This window comes from Paenibacillus sp. VCA1, from assembly GCF_031583795.1.
Taxonomy (GTDB): domain Bacteria; phylum Bacillota; class Bacilli; order Paenibacillales; family Paenibacillaceae; genus Paenibacillus_AQ; species Paenibacillus_AQ albilobatus.
The window spans coordinates 38,344-58,980 of record NZ_JAVLSX010000002.1 but is presented as its reverse complement, the minus strand read 5'-3'; the positions used below and the strand labels follow the sequence as shown (position 1 = coordinate 58,980).

General features: G+C 54.1%; 27 protein-coding genes. 24 read left to right on the top strand and 3 right to left on the bottom strand.

All coding sequences use genetic code 11. The features are described 5' to 3' along the window. Nucleotides 1-81: 81 nt before the first annotated feature. Both RJP21_RS03750 and RJP21_RS03745 read right to left on the bottom strand, forming a co-directional pair. Nucleotides 82-402 carry a hypothetical protein gene (locus RJP21_RS03750; protein ID WP_160041037.1) on the bottom strand — a complete coding sequence of 107 codons (321 nt, stop codon included), beginning with the start codon at nt 400-402 and terminating at the stop codon, nt 82-84. A 7-nt stretch (nt 403-409) separates the two neighbouring features. Beyond that, nucleotides 410-1,405: a DUF1385 domain-containing protein gene (locus RJP21_RS03745; protein WP_310858170.1), complete on the bottom strand. Its 996-nt coding sequence runs from the start codon at nt 1,403-1,405 to the stop codon at nt 410-412. A gap of 201 nt (nt 1,406-1,606) precedes the next feature. Between RJP21_RS03745 and RJP21_RS03740 the strand changes: the two genes are divergently transcribed. From RJP21_RS03740 to RJP21_RS03720, 5 genes are all read left to right on the top strand, one after another. Further along, the gene (locus RJP21_RS03740; protein WP_310858169.1) at nt 1,607-2,104 is read left to right on the top strand and encodes a YqhR family membrane protein; all 498 of its coding nucleotides are present in this window, start codon (nt 1,607-1,609) and stop codon (nt 2,102-2,104) included. Between the two features lie 95 nt (nt 2,105-2,199). Next, nucleotides 2,200-2,652, top strand: a complete 453-nt coding sequence (gene aroQ / locus RJP21_RS03735; protein ID WP_310858168.1) for a type II 3-dehydroquinate dehydratase — start codon at nt 2,200-2,202, stop codon at nt 2,650-2,652. 45 nt (nt 2,653-2,697) lie between these two features. Further along, the gene (locus tag RJP21_RS03730) at nt 2,698-3,774 is read left to right on the top strand and encodes a M24 family metallopeptidase (RefSeq protein WP_310858167.1); all 1,077 of its coding nucleotides are present in this window, start codon (nt 2,698-2,700) and stop codon (nt 3,772-3,774) included. Nucleotides 3,775-3,813: 39 nt separating this feature from the next. Then, nucleotides 3,814-4,371: an elongation factor P gene (gene efp / locus RJP21_RS03725; protein ID WP_160041042.1), complete on the top strand. Its 558-nt coding sequence runs from the start codon at nt 3,814-3,816 to the stop codon at nt 4,369-4,371. A 260-nt stretch (nt 4,372-4,631) separates the two neighbouring features. Beyond that, nucleotides 4,632-5,885, top strand: a complete 1,254-nt coding sequence (locus RJP21_RS03720) for an aspartate kinase (protein WP_310858166.1) — start codon at nt 4,632-4,634, stop codon at nt 5,883-5,885. A gap of 115 nt (nt 5,886-6,000) precedes the next feature. Here the strand turns inward: RJP21_RS03720 and RJP21_RS03715 are convergent, their stop codons facing one another. Then, entirely contained in the window at nt 6,001-6,717 is a 717-nt protein-coding gene (locus RJP21_RS03715; protein ID WP_160041044.1) for a 2-phosphosulfolactate phosphatase, read from the bottom strand. 207 nt (nt 6,718-6,924) lie between these two features. On the opposite strand from RJP21_RS03715, the gene RJP21_RS03710 reads away from it, so the two are divergent. The 19 genes from RJP21_RS03710 to RJP21_RS03620 all read left to right on the top strand — a co-directional run bounded on the left by RJP21_RS03710 (nt 6,925) and on the right by RJP21_RS03620 (nt 20,483). Next, on the top strand, nt 6,925-7,188 hold the full coding sequence (locus RJP21_RS03710) for a YqhV family protein (RefSeq protein ID WP_373309182.1): 264 nt from the start codon (nt 6,925-6,927) through the stop codon (nt 7,186-7,188). Nucleotides 7,189-7,306: 118 nt separating this feature from the next. Continuing rightward, complete coding sequence (gene spoIIIAA / locus RJP21_RS03705) at nt 7,307-8,299, top strand: stage III sporulation protein AA (protein ID WP_310858599.1); 993 nt, start codon at nt 7,307-7,309, stop codon at nt 8,297-8,299. Further along, on the top strand, nt 8,292-8,810 hold the full coding sequence (gene spoIIIAB, locus RJP21_RS03700) for a stage III sporulation protein SpoIIIAB (protein WP_160041045.1): 519 nt from the start codon (nt 8,292-8,294) through the stop codon (nt 8,808-8,810). The genes spoIIIAA and spoIIIAB overlap by 8 nt, the downstream gene beginning before the upstream one ends. A 14-nt stretch (nt 8,811-8,824) precedes the next feature. Beyond that, entirely contained in the window at nt 8,825-9,028 is a 204-nt protein-coding gene (gene spoIIIAC / locus RJP21_RS03695; protein ID WP_310858165.1) for a stage III sporulation protein AC, read from the top strand. Nucleotides 9,029-9,037: 9 nt separating this feature from the next. Beyond that, complete coding sequence (spoIIIAD, locus tag RJP21_RS03690; protein WP_160041046.1) at nt 9,038-9,427, top strand: stage III sporulation protein AD; 390 nt, start codon at nt 9,038-9,040, stop codon at nt 9,425-9,427. A gap of 18 nt (nt 9,428-9,445) precedes the next feature. Further along, on the top strand, nt 9,446-10,633 hold the full coding sequence (gene spoIIIAE / locus RJP21_RS03685; RefSeq protein ID WP_160041048.1) for a stage III sporulation protein AE: 1,188 nt from the start codon (nt 9,446-9,448) through the stop codon (nt 10,631-10,633). Between the two features lie 15 nt (nt 10,634-10,648). Then, a complete protein-coding gene (spoIIIAF, locus tag RJP21_RS03680; RefSeq protein ID WP_310858164.1) occupies nt 10,649-11,389 on the top strand; it encodes a stage III sporulation protein AF in 741 nt (246 codons plus the stop codon). A gap of 25 nt (nt 11,390-11,414) precedes the next feature. After that, nucleotides 11,415-12,056, top strand: a complete 642-nt coding sequence (spoIIIAG, locus tag RJP21_RS03675) for a stage III sporulation protein AG (RefSeq protein ID WP_160041052.1) — start codon at nt 11,415-11,417, stop codon at nt 12,054-12,056. Nucleotides 12,057-12,101: 45 nt separating this feature from the next. Beyond that, nucleotides 12,102-12,956 carry a SpoIIIAH-like family protein gene (locus RJP21_RS03670; RefSeq protein WP_160041054.1) on the top strand — a complete coding sequence of 285 codons (855 nt, stop codon included), beginning with the start codon at nt 12,102-12,104 and terminating at the stop codon, nt 12,954-12,956. A 145-nt stretch (nt 12,957-13,101) separates the two neighbouring features. Further along, a complete protein-coding gene (accB, locus tag RJP21_RS03665; protein ID WP_160041056.1) occupies nt 13,102-13,596 on the top strand; it encodes an acetyl-CoA carboxylase biotin carboxyl carrier protein in 495 nt (164 codons plus the stop codon). A gap of 29 nt (nt 13,597-13,625) precedes the next feature. Next, nucleotides 13,626-14,969, top strand: a complete 1,344-nt coding sequence (gene accC / locus RJP21_RS03660; RefSeq protein WP_310858163.1) for an acetyl-CoA carboxylase biotin carboxylase subunit — start codon at nt 13,626-13,628, stop codon at nt 14,967-14,969. A gap of 114 nt (nt 14,970-15,083) precedes the next feature. Then, nucleotides 15,084-15,494 carry an Asp23/Gls24 family envelope stress response protein gene (locus RJP21_RS03655; RefSeq protein WP_160041060.1) on the top strand — a complete coding sequence of 137 codons (411 nt, stop codon included), beginning with the start codon at nt 15,084-15,086 and terminating at the stop codon, nt 15,492-15,494. Nucleotides 15,495-15,605: 111 nt separating this feature from the next. Continuing rightward, nucleotides 15,606-16,145, top strand: a complete 540-nt coding sequence (gene amaP / locus RJP21_RS03650; protein WP_310858162.1) for an alkaline shock response membrane anchor protein AmaP — start codon at nt 15,606-15,608, stop codon at nt 16,143-16,145. A gap of 12 nt (nt 16,146-16,157) precedes the next feature. Next, nucleotides 16,158-16,394: a DUF2273 domain-containing protein gene (locus RJP21_RS03645; protein ID WP_160041064.1), complete on the top strand. Its 237-nt coding sequence runs from the start codon at nt 16,158-16,160 to the stop codon at nt 16,392-16,394. Between the two features lie 178 nt (nt 16,395-16,572). After that, nucleotides 16,573-17,025: a transcription antitermination factor NusB gene (gene nusB / locus RJP21_RS03640; protein ID WP_160041066.1), complete on the top strand. Its 453-nt coding sequence runs from the start codon at nt 16,573-16,575 to the stop codon at nt 17,023-17,025. Between the two features lie 72 nt (nt 17,026-17,097). Next, a complete protein-coding gene (gene folD, locus RJP21_RS03635) occupies nt 17,098-17,955 on the top strand; it encodes a bifunctional methylenetetrahydrofolate dehydrogenase/methenyltetrahydrofolate cyclohydrolase FolD (RefSeq protein WP_310858161.1) in 858 nt (285 codons plus the stop codon). A gap of 15 nt (nt 17,956-17,970) precedes the next feature. Further along, complete coding sequence (xseA, locus tag RJP21_RS03630; RefSeq protein WP_310858160.1) at nt 17,971-19,341, top strand: exodeoxyribonuclease VII large subunit; 1,371 nt, start codon at nt 17,971-17,973, stop codon at nt 19,339-19,341. Then, nucleotides 19,322-19,585, top strand: a complete 264-nt coding sequence (gene xseB / locus RJP21_RS03625; RefSeq protein WP_310858159.1) for an exodeoxyribonuclease VII small subunit — start codon at nt 19,322-19,324, stop codon at nt 19,583-19,585. Before xseA ends, xseB begins: the two co-directional genes overlap by 20 nt. Beyond that, entirely contained in the window at nt 19,563-20,483 is a 921-nt protein-coding gene (locus tag RJP21_RS03620) for a polyprenyl synthetase family protein (RefSeq protein ID WP_310858158.1), read from the top strand. The genes xseB and RJP21_RS03620 overlap by 23 nt, the downstream gene beginning before the upstream one ends. Nucleotides 20,484-20,637: the final 154 nt, after the last annotated feature.

The following is a 20,637-nucleotide window of genomic DNA, read 5'->3' as shown; positions in this document are numbered from 1 at the left end:
CAGATCATAAAAAGGCGTTCATCTTCCTAACGGAGGATAAACGCCTTTTTCGCGCATGAGCTTCTGTCCCGGCAATGCGGGTCAATGATATTTTGGCTGCTGATCATCGTTTTTGCCTTTGGAGCCTTCGATGACCTGAAAAGGATAATGCTTTCGTTTGCCTGTCGATTGCGATCGCTTCGCCGCGGCCACCTTTTCCATCGTCCGAGCGGAAGGTTTGATCTTCGGCCTTTTGCGGTAGCGGGCGGGCGGAAATTTGTAAAGCAGAAAAACGATGGCGACCACGCCCAGTGGGATGAATATTCTGGGCAGCATGGCAGCATTACGGTCGATGATGTCCCACACGATGCCAAGTACGGCGAGCGCGATGGCGATCCAAAAGATAAAAGCATGCCTTTTCATATTATCCTCATCCTTTCAGGGGATCCAAGACTCCGGTTCTGACAGGCTGGTTCGTTTCAGGCGCTTTTTCCATCTGTGCGTCTAGCTCAAGCATCCGCTTGAAGGAGGCGATGGAGACCTCCACTTGGTCATCCTTGGGCTCCTTGGTGGTCAAAAGCTGCAGCCACAAGCCGGGATAACCCAGATAACGAAGCACCGGCACATCCCTTAAAGCATTGGTCAATTTTAAAAATTCAAAGGAAACGGCGATGACGACGGGGAGCAAAATAATCCGCTGCAGCACGCGCTGGGTCATAGTATCCCACGGTACTAGGGAGTATATGAGCACGCCCAGGACGATGGTGAGCATCATGAAGCTGCTTCCGCACCGGTAATGGAGACGGCTGTGCTTCTGCACGTTCTCCACGGTCAGTTCCTCGCCGGCTTCATAGGTGGTAATTACTTTATGCTCCGCGCCGTGGTATTGGAACAAACGCTTGATGACGGGAGTTTGCGAGATGCCCCACAGGTAAATCAGCAGGAGCAGCAGCTTGATGACTCCTTCGATCAGATTATGCAAAATGTAGTTTTCGAACAGCGCCCCGAACAGAAATTTTTCTAAAAAAACGGGGAGCAGGGTGAGAACCAATTTGCCGACCAAAAAGGAGAGAATGCCGACGGCCGAAACGCCGATGATCATGCCGAGGCTCCATTTGGATTCTTCCTTCTTCTTCAGCTTTTCGCGTTCTTCGGGCTCTAGCGTATCGTCCGCAAAAGCGTCGGCGGAATAGTTCAGATGTTTCGTCCCTTTGGCGCTCGAATCTATAATGCTTACGATGCCGCGCAGGAGCGGAATTTTACGCATTTTCCGGATCCAGTTCTTGTCCTGCTTGGGCACTTCCAAAAAAGTGATTTCCTGATTTTTCCGACGCACGGCTGTCACATTGACATATTTGCCGCCAAACATCACGCCTTCGATGACAGCTTGGCCGCCGTAGCTGACGGGTTTCGATTGTTGCGACAACCATTTCACCTTCCCTGGGTTTTGATGGATTCAGGATTTTCGAGCCATCCCGTAATCGGATTCCAACCTTCGAAAGCGTTCCATCCGCATGAAAGTCGGGTTTTGAATACTACCATTGTATCGAATTTCCGGCTCGATTTCTAGTTGGTTTAGGCTTAAGGGAATTGAACCATACTAAGGAAAACAAAAGGAGAGAAGAAGATGACATTTGACGCGTCCGCGATTCGCCAGAAACCGCAGAAGGGACCGACCAACCCGTTTGCATTTTCCGTGGAGCTGGGCTTTTTCGCGGGATTTATATGGGGCGCGATCCACTGGCTGTTTCATACGCTGCATTTTACGAAAGTGATTCCGGGATTTCTCGGCAGGCCTTTTTTTAACGATACGTTTCTGAAAAGCGGAGCGGGGCAGCTCGCAGGGTGGCTTTTTTTCATCGCCCTTTCGGTGATCGCGTCCGTCATATACGGGATGTTGTTCCGCAAACTGAGGGGGCCTTGGCCGGGGATCGTCTACGGTATCGTATGGTGGTGCGTCATCTTTGCGGCAGCCGGACCGGCGCTCAATATGGTGACTCCGCTCAATCGGCTCGGCTGGAATTCGATCACAAGCGAATTTTGTCTGTTTTTGCTTTGGGGTTTGTTTATCGGCTACACGGTCGCCTTCGAATTTACGGATGAACGCAAGCGGGAACCAAAGTAGGCCAAGGCTTGAACCATCAAAAAAACTTCTCAAGTAGACATTCCCTATGTTAAAATAGCAGATGGTTATTTGACAGTAAGGGTGGGAATACCATTTTGAGAACCATTTGGGTGATCAACGGACCGAATCTGAACCTGCTTGGTCTTCGGGAGCCCGGCGTATACGGATCCCAGAGCCTGCAATCGATCGAGGAAGGCTTGCTTAAAAAAGCCGAAACGCTCGGCGTGGCGTTGACGTTTTATCAATCGAACCATGAAGGCGATATCATCGATCGGATCCACGGCGCCTTGGGACATGCCGACGGAATCGTCCTGAATCCGGGCGCGCTGACCCATTACAGCTACGCAGTCCGTGACGCCATCAGCTCCGTCCGGATCCCTACGGTGGAAGTTCATTTGTCGAACATCCACGCGCGGGAGGCGTTCCGCCATACATCGGTCATTGCGCCGGTGGCTGTCGGACAAATTGCCGGATTCGGGGCTGTCAGCTACGAGCTTGGATTGATAGCCTTGCTTCGCCACCTGGAAAACGGCGCCGACGGCGCCTGACGCCGCCGGGAGACGAAGTTCGTGAATGAGAGGAGACGAGAACGAATGAGCAATCAGCGCGTGCTTAAGCTGCGCGAGGCGATGCAGCAAAAAAATGTGGAGGCACTTTTCGTTACGAGTGCGATCAACCGGCGTTATTTGACCGGATTTACAGGCTCCTCAGGCTATTGTTTGGTTACGATGAACGATGCTTACCTGCTGACCGACTTCCGTTACATGACTCAGGCGGCCGAGCAAACGAAGGATGTCCAGGTCGTCGAGCACAAGCAGCGGGTGATGGATACCGTTAAGGAACTGCTGGCCGCAGCAAACGTCAGCAAGCTTGCGTTCGAACAGGACGACGTGTCGTTTGCCGCATACAGCGCATATGCCGAGCAGCTCAAACCAGCGGAACTGGTGCCGGTTTCCGGTCTGGTCGAACAGCTGCGCATCATCAAGGACGCCGAAGAGCTGAAAGTGATGCAGCGGGCCGCGGATCTTGCGGACGCAACGTTCAAGCATATCCTAGGTTTTGTTAAACCGGGCATGACCGAACGCGAAGTCGATCTGGAGATGGAGTTTTTCATGCGGAAAAACGGCGCGACAAGCTCTTCGTTCGATACGATCGTCGCTTCGGGGGAACGCTCCGCTATGCCGCACGGCGTGGCGAGCCAGCGCGTGATCGCCGGCAACGAGCTGATTACGTTCGATTTCGGGGCGCTGCTCGACGGATATTGTTCCGACCTGACCCGCACGATCGCGATCGGCAAGCCGGATCCGAAGCTGAAGGAAATATACGATATCGTGCTGGAAGCCCAGCTGCATGCGGTTGCGAACATCAAACCGGGCATGACCGGACGCGAAGCCGACGCTCTGGCCCGCGACATCATCGCGAAATACGGCTACGGCGACCAATTCGGCCACAGCACGGGCCACGGACTCGGGATGGAAGTACATGAAAATCCGCGCTTGTCCAAGCTGAGCGGCGATATTTTGAAGCCGGGCATGGTTGTTACCGTAGAGCCGGGCATCTATATTCCGGGTCTTGGCGGCGTGCGCATTGAAGACGATATTGTGATCACGGAAACGGGAAATGCTGTCTTGACGCATTCGTCGAAAGAATTTACCGTGTTACCGGTGTGATTGACGCAATATATATACTTAATTTTAGGAGGCATTTTTGTGATTTCAGTAAACGATTTTAAAACAGGACTTACGGTAGAAGTGGATGGCGATATTTTTACCGTTCTTGATTTCCAACACGTAAAACCAGGCAAAGGCGCGGCGTTCGTTCGCTCCAAACTTAAAAACCTGCGCAACGGCAACACGGTTGAGCGCACGTTCCGTGCAGGGGAAACCATCGGGCGCGCCATCATCGAAAACCGCGGCGTTTCCTACCTGTATGCCAGCGGCCAAGAGCATACGTTCATGGACAACGAGACTTACGACCAATTCACCCTGAACAGCGATCAGCTGGAATGGGAACTGAACTTCCTGAAAGAAAACATGAACGTGAACATCGTCAGCTACCAGGGCGAAATTCTCGGCATCAACCTTCCGACCAGCGTTGAGCTCAAGGTCGTTGAAACCGAGCCGGGCATCAAAGGCAACACGGCTACCGGCGCGACCAAGAACGCAAAGCTTGAAACGGGTCTTAACGTGCAAGTACCGCTCTTCATCAACGAAGGCGATGTGCTTCTGATCGATACCCGCGAAGGCAAATACATTTCCCGCGCGTAGTTTTCGACAAAAAACGAGAAACGGTTTGTTATCGGGATTCCCCTCACGATCGGTGAGGGGGATTTTTATATATGCGGCGGGGCAAAAAAAGTCTACCTCCCCGGTGGACTTTCGTATTATACTAGGTTAAAGCGTAAAAAGACATTTGCATAATTCGGGATTTTGCAAAATTCGACTCCGGCCGCCAAGACGCGGAATGTTTAGAAGACCAGGTTCGGATGGAAGCAGAATCCTCATACGAAGTGGGGAGTGAATCGAAGTTGTCACTGTACGTCATGAAATTCGGGGGCAGCTCCGTAGGGGATACGGAGCGCATGAAGCGCGTAGCCAAACGGATCGTCGAAAAGCAGGATGAAGGGCATCAATGCGTCGTGGTCGTTTCGGCGATGGGGGATACGACGGACGATCTCATCGACCAGGCGAAGCTGCTGAATTCGAACCCTCCGGCACGCGAAATGGATATGCTGATGACGACCGGGGAACAGATTTCCATCGCGTTGTTGTCGATGGCCATTCACGGGCTGGGACGTCAAGCCGTTTCCCTGACCGGGTGGCAGGCCGGCTTCCGGACCGAACCCGTGCACGGCAAAGCACGGATTACCGACATTTCGCCGGAACGCGTTTTGTCCGCCCTCAGCGACAATCAAATCGTCATCGTCGCCGGCTTTCAAGGAATGACGATAGACGGGGAAATTACGACGTTGGGCCGGGGTGGATCCGATACGACAGCGGTAGCGCTTGCGGCGGCGATCAAAGCCGACGTGTGCGAAATCTACACGGATGTCGACGGCATTTATTCGACGGATCCGCGGATGGTGAAAAACGCGCGCAAGCTTGCGGAGATTTCATACGATGAAATGCTGGAGCTTGCCAATTTGGGTGCGGCTGTCCTGCATCCGCGGGCGGTGGAATACGCCAAGCATCACAACGTGCAGCTGGTGGTCAGATCCAGCTTTAACTATAACGAGGGCACAGTGGTTAAGGAGGAAACAAGCGTGGAACAGGGAGTAGTAGTGAGCGGCATCGCTTTTGACAAAAATGTGGTGAGAATCAGCATTCTCGGCGTAGAGGACGTGCCGGGCGTGCTGGCGCATGTGTTCGGCGCGCTTGCCGAAGCCCAGATCAACGTGGACATTATCGTTCAAAGCGGCGTACAGGACGGCAAGGCGGATTTCTCCTTCACGACGTCGCTCGCCGAATGCGATCTGGCGCTGGACGTCATTCACGGCCTCAAATCGAAACTGCCGTACCGCGACGTCACTTCCGAACGCGACCTGGTGAAAGTATCGATCGTCGGCGCCGGGATGATCAGCCATCCGGGCGTTGCCGCGCAAATGTTCGACGTCATTTCGAAGCAAGGCGTCAGCATCAAGATGGTCAGCACATCGGAAATCAAAACGTCCTGCGTCATCGAAAACGGCAATCTGGAGCAAGTGGTTCGCGCGCTTCATACGGCTTACAATCTCGATACCGATGCGCAGGTGTTCGTCGGGGGACCGCAGGTAAGACGCTAGCATTTTTACACCGCATATTATAATAATGAAGATAAAGAAAAGGCCTGAAGCTTACGCTTCAGGCCTTTTCGCATGTTTGGTTCGTTTTCCCGGGTCAGGCGGGACGCCATAGGGGTCAGTAGAGCGGCACCAGGATGAAATCCTGTTTGGCGATGGGGACAACAGGCACCGTGTCGATCCCGGTGCAGTACTCCACATCATGGGCGTACCCCAGCTTGACCAGCTGTTTGGCCGACGCCCCCTCCATGACGGTCTTGTACAGATTGCCGCGGCATTGCCTGTAGGCGAGCTTCATAGCAAATCCCAGGTCGTTCAGCCGCAAAGGCTGATCCAGCATGGATTCCATCGCATCGATGATCATGCCGGCGCATAGGCCGTCTTCCAGCGAAAATTCGTTCCGGCAGCCCGCGCATAACAGAATGACGTCCCGTTCAAAAGACGCCAGCGCCGAGGCGACCGCCGTGCCGTTCATAAACGAAGCGGCAAGGAGCTTGGCAGCCCGCTGCGATTTGAGAAGCCCCCTTGTTCCGTTGGAGGTCGTCAGCACGACAAGCTTGCCCGCAATTTCATCCGTCATGTAATCATGGGGGGAGTTTCCTGCTTGAAAACCGGGAATTTTCTTGTAGTAGCGTTCACCGCCGACAAAGGTATGTTCGCTTCGCTTACTCTGGGCTTGGGGGACGGTTTCTACGGGAAGCAGGCCGCAAGCGCCCTGGGCTAACGCCGTGATCATCGTGCTCGTCGCACGCAGCACGTCGATGACGGCGGCGCTTTTCTGTATAAAATCCTCCGATCTGATATCGTCCACATTGGAAATCACATCCACCCGCATGGGTAAAATCCTCCTTAAGCCCTTCACTTTATGTGCGCAATTCTCTATCAGCATGGGGATCCGGCAGAGAATTGTAACTTTAAAGCTAATATATGCAGGAGGCATGGAAATGTTCCGAACGGTTTCCTCCTAAAAGATAACTAAAAAAAGAGAGTGCGGCATATCCATATAAAAGATGAACATTTCTATCGAAGGAGGTTTTTTGGATTGGACAAGTTCGTGTTAAGTATGGCTACGCTGCGCATGATTTCCGGCGGCATCGAAATTGCCGCGGCCTTGGTCATGCTGAGGCTCGCTCAAATCGACAAAGCGCTGGCGGTCAATTCGCTCCTGGCCCTCGTAGGACCGACCGTGCTTATTTTAACGACGTCCATCGGGTTGATCGGGATGGCCGACAAGCTCTCGTGGGGAAAGATCGTCTGGGTCTTCGTCGGGGTATCCTGTCTCTTAATCGGAATTTTAAAAAAATGATAGATTCGGCCGGCATAATTTTGAAGTACAAGCATAAACATGTGGTATAAAAACATCTACTAGTCTATAAACGAAACAATCCGACGACTTAAGAGAAGGACAGCTTGGGGGTGGTCGTATTACGAATCCAAACTGGCTAGAACTGTTTCCCGACCGGATCAGGTCCATTTTGCTTGAATTGCCCCGGGAACTCCTCGGAAGGCTGGAAGAAATACGCATCCGTGAAGGCAGGCCGCTGGAAGTGAATGAATCGGGAGGGCACCGCTTCGTCACCGGGTTAGGACACCTCACCTTGGACGAGGACAAGGCGTACAGGCCTAGCCGCGACGACAGCCGCAGGTTTCTCGATCTGATCAGCAACCATTCCTTGTACACCCTGGAAGAAGAGCTGAGGAAAGGTTTCATTACAGTTCCGGGTGGACACCGCATCGGGCTTGCCGGCAGAACCGTGTTATCCGGAGGAAAGGTGGAGCATATCCGGGACATCAGCGGATTCAACGTCCGGATCGCCCGGGAGGTGCCCGGGGCTGCGAGCGCCGTCCTGCCGTACCTGTACGACGAAAGGGAACGTAGAATGAAACATGCGCTGATCCTTTCCCCGCCGCAGCACGGCAAAACGACGCTTCTTAGGGATTTGGCCAGGCAAATCAGCTCCGGCTGCTTCGGATCTCCGCCCGTGAAAACCACGGGCATGAAGGTAGGCATCATCGACGAGCGTTCGGAAATTGCCGGCAGCTTAGCCGGCGTGCCAAGTTTCGACGTCGGGCCGCGAACGGACGTCATGGATGCTTGCCCGAAAGCCGAAGGCATGATGATGATGATCCGGTCGATGTCGCCGGATGTTCTCATCGTGGACGAGATCGGCAGGGAAGAAGATGCGGAGGCTGTGACCGAGGCGCTGCATGCCGGCATTTCCGTCATCGCATCGGCCCACGGCAGCGGCCCGGAGGAACTGCAAAACCGCCCGGCGATGAAGCGGCTCATGGACAACCGGATGTTCGAAATCTACGTTTTGCTGCACCGCAGCCGCGGCAAAACCGCCTTCCGGCTCATGGACCGCCAGATGCGCATCCTGCAGCTTCACGCAAAGGGGGAAGCGCATCATGCTTAAGCTTTTCGGGGCGGTGCTCATCCTGCTCTCCGGCACGCTGGCCGGCTTCCACCAGGCGGCACGGTTTGCGGCAAGGCCGAAGCAAATCCGAGAGCTCATCCTGGCGATGCAGAGGCTCGAAACCGAAATCTCTTACGGTTTTACGCCGCTTCCGGATGCCTTCCGCAGATTGGCCGAACAGCTCGGGGAACCGCTGCGGAGCATCTTCAAAACCGCGGCGAACCATATGGCGTCGGGAAACGGGATGACGGCGCAGGAAAGCATCCAGCGCTCCATAAGCGACAACTGGAAGCGGACCGCGATGAAAACGCCGGAACGGGACATTCTCCATCAGCTCAGCTTTACGCTAGGGACAAGCGACAGGCAGGACCAAATCAAGCACATTGCCTTGGCGGCCCAGCAGCTAAAGCATGAAGAAGCATTGGCAAGGGACGAGCAGGCCAAATACGAAAAGATCAGCAGAAGTCTCGGGCTATTGATTGGAGCATTGATCGTCATTTTGATCTTTTAGCGAGGTGCCAGGGAATGAACTTGGAAGTGAACGCAATTTTCCAGATTGCGGGAATCGGCATCATCATAGCGATGATTCACACGGTGCTCAAGCAAATGGGAAAAGAGGATATGGCTCATTGGGTGACGGTCATCGGCTTTGTCGTGGTGCTGTTCATGGTCGTCCGGCTGCTCGATAACCTGCTGCAGGAGATCAAAACCATTTTTCTGTTCCATTAGGGGTTGCTTATGGAAATCATACAGGTGGTGGGTCTTGGACTCATAGCTACAATTCTGATCCTGATCGTTAAAGAGCAAAAGCCGATGTTCGCTTTTCTGCTGGCCGCCGCGACCGGCGTGCTGATCTTCATGTTCCTGATGGGTAAAATCAGCACCGTCGTCATGGAGCTGGAGCGGATGGCCAAATCCTCCGGCGTCGAACTGATCTATCTGAAAACGATCCTGAAAATCATCGGCATCGCCTATATCGCCGAATTCGGGGCGCAGGTCGTACGGGACGCCGGGCAGGAGAATATCGCCTCAAAAATCGAACTGGCAGGCAAAATGCTGATCATGGTGCTTTCCGTACCGATCATCGGCATCATCATCGAAACCGTGCTGAAATTGCTGCCTTCGTAGAAGAAAGTGGGAATACCCATGCTTTTAAACCAGCGGCGGGATAAACGGCATTTGATCATCTTTTTCATATTGTTTTTGCTGGTGGGCACGACCCGGGTTTTCGCCGCTTCTCCGGCCGACGAGTGGGTCAAGCAGCAGGCGGAATCGCTGCCGAAGGACCAGGTCGAATCTTACTGGGAAAGCCTGATGAAGGATTACGGCGGTTTTTTCCCGGATCAGAAAGTGCCTTCCTTTATGGATATACTGCTTCCCGGAGGGGAAAGCTTCAGCGTTAAAAGCGTTTTGGCGGCGCTCGGCGCCTTCATGTGGCATGAGGTGCTTTACAACGGGAAGCTGCTCGTATCCATCGTCATGCTCAGCATCATGAGCATGATTCTGGAGACGCTGCAATCGGCATTCGAACGAAAAACGGTCAGCAAGGTGGCCTACGCCTTGTGCTACATGGTAATCATCGTCCTGGCGATCAACAGCTTCAACGTCGCGATCGGTTACGCCAAGGAAGCGATCGACCGCATGATCGATTTTATGATGGCCATGGTGCCGCTGCTGTTCGCTCTTCTCGCATCGATGGGGAACGTCGTTACAGTCTCGGTCACGCATCCGCTCATCATTTTTATGATCAACACCGTCGGAACGCTCATTCACACGCTTATCTTTCCGCTCCTTTTCTTTTCGGCGGTGCTTCACCTGGTCAGCTCCCTTTCCGACAAATACAAGCTGACGCAGCTGGCCAATCTGCTTCGCAACATCAGCGTGGGGTTTTTGGGAGTGCTGCTAACGATCTTTTTGGGCGTCATTTCGGTTCAGGGCATCACCAGCTCAGTCACGGACGGAGTCACGATCCGCGCCGCCAAATACGTATCCGGCAGCTTCATCCCGGTGGTAGGGAAAATGTTCGCCGACGCCACCGACACCGTCATCTCGGCGTCGCTGCTCATCAAAAACTCCATCGGCCTGGTCGGCGTCATCATCATCCTGTTCCTATGCGCCTTTCCGGCGATCAAAATATTGGTGCTCGCTTTGATCTACAACGTTTCCGCCGCCGTCATGCAGCCGCTGGGAGAATCGCCGATCACCACCTGCCTCGAAACGATCGGGAAAAGCATGCTGTACGTTTTTGCCGCGCTGGCGGTGGTCGGGCTGATGTTTTTCCTCGCGATCACGATCATGCTTACGGCGGGGAATGTCACCGTCATGATGAGGTAAGGAAGGAGGCGTAAGATGGCCTGGCTGAGCAGTTGGCTGAAGGAAGTTATTATGGTGGTGCTGCTGGCCTCCTTCGTGGATCTCATCCTTCCGAGCCGCTCCATGGAGCGTTACGTGAAGCTGGTATTGAGCCTGTTGATTCTGCTCACGCTGCTTGGGCCGCTGATCAAAATATTGACGGATGCGGCCGAAGTCAAAATCGCGGCAGTGTTCAACGCCATGGACCAGACGTACGAAGCCGGAGGGAAGGGCAGCCTGCAGCAAATCATGAACGAGGCGAAACAGCTGCAAACCCGGCAGCAAAAGCAGTCGCTCGAATGGGCTGCCCGCGAAGTCGCCGCGCAAATGAAAGACCAGATCCGCAAGGAGAGCGGTGAACGGGCCGAAGTGGCGGTGGTCCTGGCGATGCCCGAGGGCATGGGCGGGGATGCAAAGTCCGAGCAGCCTTACATTAAAGGCGTGACGGTTACGCTGAAGGCGAAGGAAGAGGCGCCCAAGCAAGAAGCCGAAAATCCGCTGTCATCAGGCGAAATCAGGATCGAACCGGTAATGCCCGTTCAAGTCGACGTCGGCGGTGGTCCAGCTAAGGAACAACAGCCGAACGCTGACGACGACCCGGACAACGCGGGCGCCAAAGCAAGCGGCAGCGGGGCGGACAAAGCCGAAGCCATCAGGAAAATGCTCGGAACCGAATGGGGGATCGAGCCGGATATCGTGGTCGTCCGGGACGGCGCGTCCGAAAATCGGAAGCTATGAAACGAGATAAAAGAGGTGAACAAAAGTGGGGAAATGGTTCAAGAAGCTGGAGCAGTGGATCGGTGGCGGCGGGCAGGGAAGCGGCGGCAGGATCAACACCTTCCGTTGGCTGATTATCGTCGGACTGATCGGGGTCGCCATCATCCTCTTCAACTCCTTCGTCAACGTCAAGAAGCTGGATAACGAAAACATCGGCCGGGAACCTCCGACACAGGCGACCGTCAAAGAATCCGCGCAGGATTCCGGCGGGGATCGAAACGCCTTCGCGAGCATCGAAGAAGACGCCGAAAACAAGATGAAGGAAATTCTCGAAAAAATCGTCGGGGTCGGCACGGTAGACGTGATGGTGAACGTGGACTCCACCGATGAGGTCGTATACCAGAAAAACATGAAGGACTCGCAGCAGCAGTCGGACGAAAACGACGCCAACGGGGGCAAGCGCCGCACGACGCAATATACGCGGGACGGAGAAGTGGTTACATACGAGCAGTCGGGCACCCAGGCCCCGATCGTGACGAAAAGGGTAAAACCGCAAATCCGAGGCGTTCTGGTCGTCGCCAAAGGCGCCGAAAACGAAGTCGTCAAGCAGTTGATCGTCGATGCGGTCGAGAAGGGGCTGAACGTGCCGGAATACCGGATCTCGGTCGTGCCGCGCAAACAGGGGTAGGCAGCATTTTTAAATAATGAGTTTAAATTGAGGAGGATTTAACGAATGAACAGTAAAAGACAAACGATTTGGTTAGTATCCATGCTGAGCCTGATGGTCGTATTATCCGCTTACTACCTGTTTACGGAGGACTCAGGATCGACGAAAACACCGAAAACGCCGGTCGCAGACAGCCAGCAGGTCAACAGTGACAAGACGTCTTCCAAGGACACCGCATCCAAGACGACGGAAAACGGAGTCGGCATCACCGAAGTGATTACCGACGGTAAGGTCAACGAAAACGCCGCCGCACCTAAAACCGGCGCAAGCGGCGAAGACGCTTCCAAGGGCACGGCGAAAGATACGTCCAAGGATACGGCAAAGGATACGTCGAAAGACAAAACGGATGAAGCCGCCGCAAAAACGGACGGCAAGGATACCGCTGCAAAAGATACGTCCTCGGATAAAACGGCAGCGGCAGGCAATACGGGCAGCGGGAAAAACGCCAAAGCCGGAAAAAGCGACGACGACGTGCTGAAAGAAGTGGCCGCGCAAAAAAGCTCCGGCGCAAGCCAAATCGAGTCCTATTTAATGCAGCGGGAGCAAAAAAACCAGACGAAATACAACGAGCTGATGGCGGCCATGAACGATATGAGCAAGAAGCCTTCGGAAACCGCGAAAGCCTATGACGAACTGACGGCGCTGGATACAAAAGAATCGAAAATCACAGGTATCGAAGAAGAACTGGAGCATAAATACTCCTTCGCCAACGCTTTCGTTAAAGAAGAAAACGACAAATACCAAGTGCTTGTCCTCAGCGACAAACCGGACGTGAAGCAGGCCGTCAGCATCGTTGAACTGGTGATGAAAGAGCTGAACGTAACCCAGGATAAAGTCAGCGTTCAATATATGGCGCCTTAAGATGCGGCAGGCACGGAAAATGTCGAAAGAGTCCGGGATTCCCTCGGACTCTTTCCATTTTGCTTGTTTATGATATAATACTTATCGTTATGTGTATGTATGTCCGGAAGCGCTTTGCAGCTTCCCTTGAAGGAGTGAATTGTACATGTTGAAGTTAAGCGAGATTAAAGAGTTGATACAATTGGTCGATCAGACCTCCGTGCATGAACTGGATATCGAATTGGAAGGAACCCACCTGACGATCCGCAAGGCGAACAAAACCGAGGTTGTTGCGGCGCCGTCCGTGCCAGCGCAATACGTTCAGGTTCCCCAGCAAGCGGCTCCGCAAATCCAAAACCTGCAGGCGGCTGCCGAAACAGCCCAACAGCCTGCCGCCGAAACGAAAGCGGCCGATCCCAACTTACATAAGATCGTGTCCCCGATGGTCGGCACCTTCTACAGATCCCCGTCTCCGGAAGCAGGGCCGTTCGTTAACGTCGGCGACAAGGTGAACGAAAAAACGACCGTGTGCATCCTTGAAGCGATGAAGCTGATGAACGAGCTGGAAGCCGAAGTGAAAGGCGAAATCGTCGAAATCCTTGTGGAAAACGGACAATTGGTTGAATACGGACAACCTCTGTTTCTGGTGAAAACGGAATAACGCCGCATTTCGAAAGGGAGGTTACCTGCATGAAATTCCATAAAATCCTGATTGCCAACCGCGGCGAAATCGCCGTCCGTATCATCCGGGCTTGCCGGGAGCTGGGCATTTCGACGGTTGCGGTCTATTCCGAAGCGGACAAGGATGCGCTCCATGTCCGTTTGGCGGACGAAGCTTATTGCATCGGGCCGACGTTGTCCAAAGACAGCTATTTGAACATCACGAACATTATGAGCGTCGCGACGTCCACGGAATGCGACGCGATTCATCCCGGCTACGGTTTTCTGGCCGAAAACGCCGACTTCGCCGAAATATGCGAATCCTGCAACATCACGTTTATCGGTCCGTCCGCGGACGCCATCAACAAGATGGGCGACAAATCGGTCGCGAAGCAGACGATGAAAGCGGCCGGCGTGCCGGTCATTCCCGGCTCGGACGGTTTGGTGGAAAACATCGAAGAAGCCGTCATGATCGGCAGAGACATCGGTTATCCGCTCATCATCAAGGCAACCGCGGGAGGCGGAGGCAAAGGCATCCGCATCGCGGAAGACGAAGAAGCACTAGTTAAGCAAATTACGGCAGCCCAGCAGGAAGCGCAAAAAGCTTTCGGCAATGCTGGCGTTTATCTAGAAAAATTTCTGACCGGCATGAAGCACGTCGAAATCCAGATCATGGCCGACAATCACGGCAATGCCGTGCATCTGGGCGAACGCGACTGCTCCGTGCAGCGCCGCAGACAAAAGCTCGTCGAAGAATCCCCGTGCCCGGTGCTTTCTCCGGAAGTCCGGGAGCGCATGGGCCAAGCGGCGGTGCGCGCAGCCAAAGCCGTAAACTATTCCGGGGCCGGCACGTTGGAATTCCTGCTCGGACCGGACGGGCAATTTTACTTTATGGAAATGAATACGCGCATTCAGGTTGAGCATCCGGTAACGGAGATGGTTACGGGCATCGATTTGATCAAGGAAATGATTTCGGTCGCCGAAGGCAACCCGCTTTCGTTCGCCCAAGACGACGTCGTCATCAGCGGCAGCTCCATCGAATGCCGCATCAACGCCGAGGATCCGGATCGCAACTTCATGCCTGCGCCGGGGAAAATCCAGTTTTATCTGCCTCCGGGAGGTCCGGGCGTACGGGTGGACAGCGCCGCCTATCAGGGTTATTCCATTCCTCCGTTTTATGATTCGATGATCGCCAAGCTGATCGTATGGGCTCCGACGCGCGAAGAGGCGATTGCCAAGATGAAACGGGCGTTGTCCGAGTTTGCCGTTGAAGGCATCCATACGACGATTCCTTTCCATCTGAAGCTTTTGGAACATCCGACCTTCAACAAAGGCGATTTCGATATCAAATTTTTAGAGGAAAACGAGATATAAGCCGCCCGGAACGTTTGTCACGATCCGCCGTAAATGATATATTATGAGTGATTGTGCAGCGTCCTCCAAGGTGTGCTTCTTATCCATCTTATCTGAAAGGTGTGTTAAGCCAGAATGAGCACGGAACCGAATGAGTTTGAACGCACGGAAATCGGCGAAATACAGATCGCGCCCGAAGTGATCGAAGTGATCGCGGGCCTGGCGACGGTAGAGGTTAAAGGCGTGGCCGGCATGAGCGGCGGGTTTGCCGGAGGCATCGCCGAACTGCTTGGCCGCAAAAACCTGTCCAAAGGCGTCAAGGTTGAAGTCGGCCAGCGCGAAGCGGCGGTGGACGTCTCCGTCATTATTGAATACGGGAACCGGCTTCCGCAAGTGGCGACCGAAATTCAGCGCAACGTCAAAAGATCGATCGAAATGATGACCGGCCTGAACGTGGTTGAAGTCAACGTGCATATCCATGACGTTCACTTCAAAAGCGCCGAAAGAACGGAAGACATCGATTTGACGCAGCAGCGCGTGAAATAACAATGAACTGAAGGAATGAGCCGGGGGAGAATGAGCCCCGGGTTCATTCCCTGCACGTAACCCCCGACAATTGTCGAGGGTTTACTCTAATTTAAGGAGGCTGCGCTGTTCGTGGCTAAAATACTGGATAGATTTTTGCTCTTTATTTACAGCTTGAGCATCGGAATCATAAGCGTATTTGCCATCCTCCGGTTAAGCGATTTGGTGCCAGGCTTGGGAGAATATCTCGATGCGGCTACGCTGCAAATAACGCTGCTGGTCATCGCGGCCGTCTTGTTTTTGCTGAGCGTCCGTTTTTTCTATATTTCGATCCGGCGCGATCGTTCGCAGATCCCTTCGATCGACCAGCGTACCGAATACGGCGACATTCAAATTTCGGTCGAAACGATCGAGAATTTGTGCCTTAAGGCGGCAGCGCGCATCCGCGGGGCCAAAGATTTGAAGGCGCGGATCCGCGTAACCGAGGCCGGGCTTGAGATCATGATCCGGGCCGTCGTGGAAGGCGACGTTTCGATTCCGTCCATGACGACGGACATTCAGAAGCAGGTTCATGACTATCTTCAGGAAACGACGGGCATTCCGGTGTCGAACGTGGCCGTATATATCGCGAACGTCGCCCAGTCGACGACCGTGAAGAGCAGAGTGGAATAGAGGTGATCTTCCATGGCATTCTGGAAGGAAATATGGGAGAGTCACAGAGGACGGATTACCGGCATCGCCGGCGGCATCTTTTTTGGTTTGATTTACTTGATTGCGGGATTTTGGGATATGTTGTTCTTTGCATTGGTTGTGTTTATAGGATATACGGCCGGCAAGCGGAAAGACTTGCATGTAGAGTCTTTTTTTCGCTGGGACGAGATCAGGAAATGGCTTTCCGAGCGCTGGCGCCCTTTTAAATGAACCGTGATATGCTTTCTCCGGAAAAAAGAGCTGCAGCTGCATAATGCCCATTTTCTGGTGAAAGGTATCGCGGTTTTTTGCGGAAGAAAACCTATGCGCAAAACAAATTGCAACAATCCTTATACAGTAACCCATAATATATGTAAGAGCTACACATGACAGGTTCAGGAGGAACATAATGAAAAGACGTTTGGCAAGGGAAATCGTCGTGCAAAGTCTGTATCAAATGGAAATGAACGAGGTAGGCAGCGAAGAAGCGGTCAACATGCTGCTGGACGAAGCCGCCGAGGAAAACGATACGGAACGCGTCATTACCAACGAGATCGAATTAAAAGCGTACGTGCTGGATCTGGTCAACGGCATTTGGAGCCATAAGCAAGCCATCGACGGCTTGCTGGAAAATTATTTGAAGGGCTGGCAGATCAGCCGCCTGTCGCGGGTCGACCGCCAAATTTTGCGTTTGGCCGCTTACGAGCTGCTTTACTCGGACGACGTTCCGGCCAAGGTTGCGGTCAACGAAGCGATCGAGCTGTCCAAGCATTTTGGGACCGAAGAATCGGGCAAATTCGTTAACGGCGTTCTGGGGAACATGATTCGCGAAGTGGACAAGCTGAAAAACGGACTTTCGTAAGCCCCGGCTTTTTGTTTGTCGGAGGCTGGCCTACTTGTCCATAGATAATCCAAATACGGGGGAGAGAGTAGAATGACGGCAACCATTATTAGCGGTAAACAGGTATCCGAAGACATTCGCGGCCGGATTGCCGGCGAAGTGAAGGAATTGGCGGCCAAAGGCGTCGTTCCGGGACTTGCGGTCGTGTTGGTCGGGGAGGATCCGGCGTCCCAGGTGTACGTCCGCAACAAGGAAAAAGCATGCCATGATTTAGGGTTTTACTCCGAGGTTCACCGCCTGCCCGCCGAAACATCGCAAGCGCAGCTGCTTGCTTTGGTCGATGAGCTGAACCGCAAGGAAGCGATCGACGGCATATTGGTCCAGCTGCCTCTGCCGGGACATATCGACGAGAAGGCGGTCATCAATGCGATTGCCGTCGGCAAAGACGTCGACGGATTCCATCCGGTCAATGTCGGGAACCTCGTCATCGGCGACGACAGCCTGCTCCCATGCACGCCGGCAGGGGTCATCGAATTGATCAAACGGGCGGGGATTTCGTTGTCCGGAAAACATGCCGTCGTCATCGGCCGGAGCAACATCGTCGGCAAACCGGTATCCCTTCTCCTTCAGCGGGAAAACGCAACCGTCACGATGTGCCATTCCCGCACGGAAAACATGGCCGAGATCGCCCGCCAGGCGGATGTGCTTGTCGTCGCGATCGGCCGGGCGAATTTCATCGATGCGAGCTACGTCAAACCCGGCGCAGTCGTGATCGACGTCGGCATGAACCGGCTGGAGAACGGCAAGCTGGCGGGGGACGTCGATTTTGACAGCGTGAAGGAAGTGTGCGGCCCGATTACGCCCGTGCCCGGAGGCGTCGGACCGATGACCATTACGATGTTGATGCAAAATACGCTCATTGCGGCGAAACGTCATCACGGGCTTTCGTAAGAGAGGGGTTCTGCGATGGAACCGCAGCGTATTTTATCGATCAAGGATTTGAACCGGTATATCCGGATGAAACTCGATTCGGACCGGCTATTGTCGGATGTATGGATTCGGGGCGAAATATCGAACTTCACGCATCATTCGAGCGGGCACATGTATTTCACCTTGAAGGATGAGGGGAGCCGGATTCGCGCCATCATGTTTGCTTCCCACAACCAGCGGCTGCCGTTCAAGCCGAAGGAGGGCGCCAAGGTTATTGCCCGAGGCAACGTAACGGTGTACGAACGGGACGGGCAATACCAGTTTTACGCGACGCATATGCAGCCGGACGGCATCGGCAGCTTGTATTTGGCGTTTGAGCAGCTGAAACAAAAGCTGGAGGAGGAAGGCTTGTTTGCCGCCGAACGCAAGCGGCCGATTCCCGAATTTCCGGAAACGATCGGCGTCATTACTTCGCCGACGGGCGCGGCAGTGCGGGATATTATGATTACGCTCGGCCGGCGTTATCCTCAAGCAAGGGTGGTTTTGTATCCGGTCCTGGTACAGGGGAAAGGCGCGGCTGCTTCGATCGTGCGCGCCATCCGCGACATGAACGGCATGGACGAGGCGGACGTGCTGATCGTCGGCCGCGGCGGCGGTTCGCTGGAGGAATTGTGGGCGTTTAACGAGGAGCCGGTGGCGCGGGCGATCCGCGAGTCCAACATTCCTGTCATCTCCGCCGTAGGCCATGAAACGGATTTTACGATCGCCGACTTTGCGGCCGATCTGAGGGCGGCGACGCCGACCGCGGCCGCCGAGCTGGCGGTTCCCCATGCCGCCGAGCTGAACGAGCGTTTGAGGCAGCTTGAGCGGCTGCTCAGAGGTTTGCTGCTTGACCGGGTCAAGCGCAGCCGTCAGCAGCTTGCTTCGCTGCAGCGATCGCCGGCGCTTATGCATCCCCGGAGGTATTTGCTTCAGCATGCCGAACGCCTCGACATGCTGAACATGCGTTTGAACGCAAGCATGCGCGCGAAGGTGAATCAGAGCAAGGAAAAGAGGATGCGTATCCATCACAGCCTGATGCGGTTCCATCCGCAAGAGCAGCTGTCCTATGCCAAACAGCGGAGCGAGATCGGCCGCAAGCAGCTGGTGGCGCTCATGCAATCCGTCCTGAAAAACAAACAATCGCAGCTTCGGGAGTCGGTTCGCCATCTTGACGCTTTAAGCCCGCTCAAAGTGATGGCCAGGGGTTACAGCCTCGTATACGACGAGCGGGAGCAGCATCTCATCAAATCGATTAACGACGTACAGCCTGGGGATGTGGTCCAGATCAAAGTAAGCGACGGTCAACTTTCATGCCAGGTATGGGGAATGAAGGAGGATGGGCAAATTGACGGAAAAGGAAAATGAATTGAAATTCGAAGATGCCATGGTTCAGCTCGAGGACATCGTCGGAGAGCTCGAGCACGGGGACGTGCCTTTGGAAAAAGCGATCGAGTTGTTCCAGCAGGGAATGAAACTATCGCAGCTTTGCAGCCAGAAGCTGGAGCAAGTGGAACGGAAAATCGAAATGATCGTGGAAGAAAACGGCGAATTGCGCAAAAAGCCTTTCGGCAGTCCGCTTGATCCGGATGGCGGTGACGCGCTTGAGTAACCGCATCTCCTTCAGGGAATATCATCAAAACATCATCGAGCGGGTCACGAACAGACTGGAGGAGAGCCTTCCGGCAGCGTGGCGGATTCCGTCCTCGCTCCGGGAGGCGATGCTTTACTCATTGATGGCCGGCGGAAAACGGATGCGGCCGTTGCTTGTGATCGCCGCCTGCGAAGCGCTGGAGGGCAATACGGATGCGGCGCTTGATGCAGCGTGCGCGGTAGAGATGGTACATACCTACTCCTTGATCCATGACGACCTGCCTGCCATGGATAATGACGATTACCGGCGGGGCAAACTGACGAACCATAAGGTATTCGGGGAAGCGACGGCCATTTTGGCTGGCGACGGGCTCCTTACCCATGCCTTTTATTTGGTGGGCCGTTTGGCTCCCCTTCACGGCGTTCCGGCCGAACGGGTGGTTCAAATGACGATGGATTTGTCGGAGATGGCAGGACCGAAAGGCATGGTCGGCGGCCAGGCGGCCGATATGGAAGGGGAGCAGGGATTGACGGAATTGTCCCAGCTCGAATATATCCATCTCCATAAAACAAGCGACCTGATTACGTTTTCGCTGCTTGCCGGAGGACGGATTGCCGGGGCGGAAGAAGCCCAGCTGGAGGCGCTGCGCGCGTTTGGGCAAAAGCTTGGCCTGGCGTTCCAAATCCAGGACGACATTCTCGATATCGTCGGCGACGAAGCAAAGCTCGGAAAAAAAACGAAAAGCGACATGAAGCAGGAAAAGGTAACATATCCCTATTTTATCGGGCTCGACGCTTCCCGGAGCGAAGTCGAAAGGCTTACGGCCGAAGCGAAGGAGGCGGTGCTTGGAGCCGGATTCCCCGATCCGTCGCGCCTGCTGGAAGCCGCCGACTATCTGATGAACCGGGATCATTGAACCGCAATCTTTTAGGATTGCAGCATGTTTTGTGATATAATGACGAAAAGAATCGCCTTCCGCCAGGAAAGCGCTAAACATATATATTGAAAAGAGGCTTTATGCATGGAAGCCGGACTTGAAGAATTGATTTTATTCTATAGAGGAAAGCGGG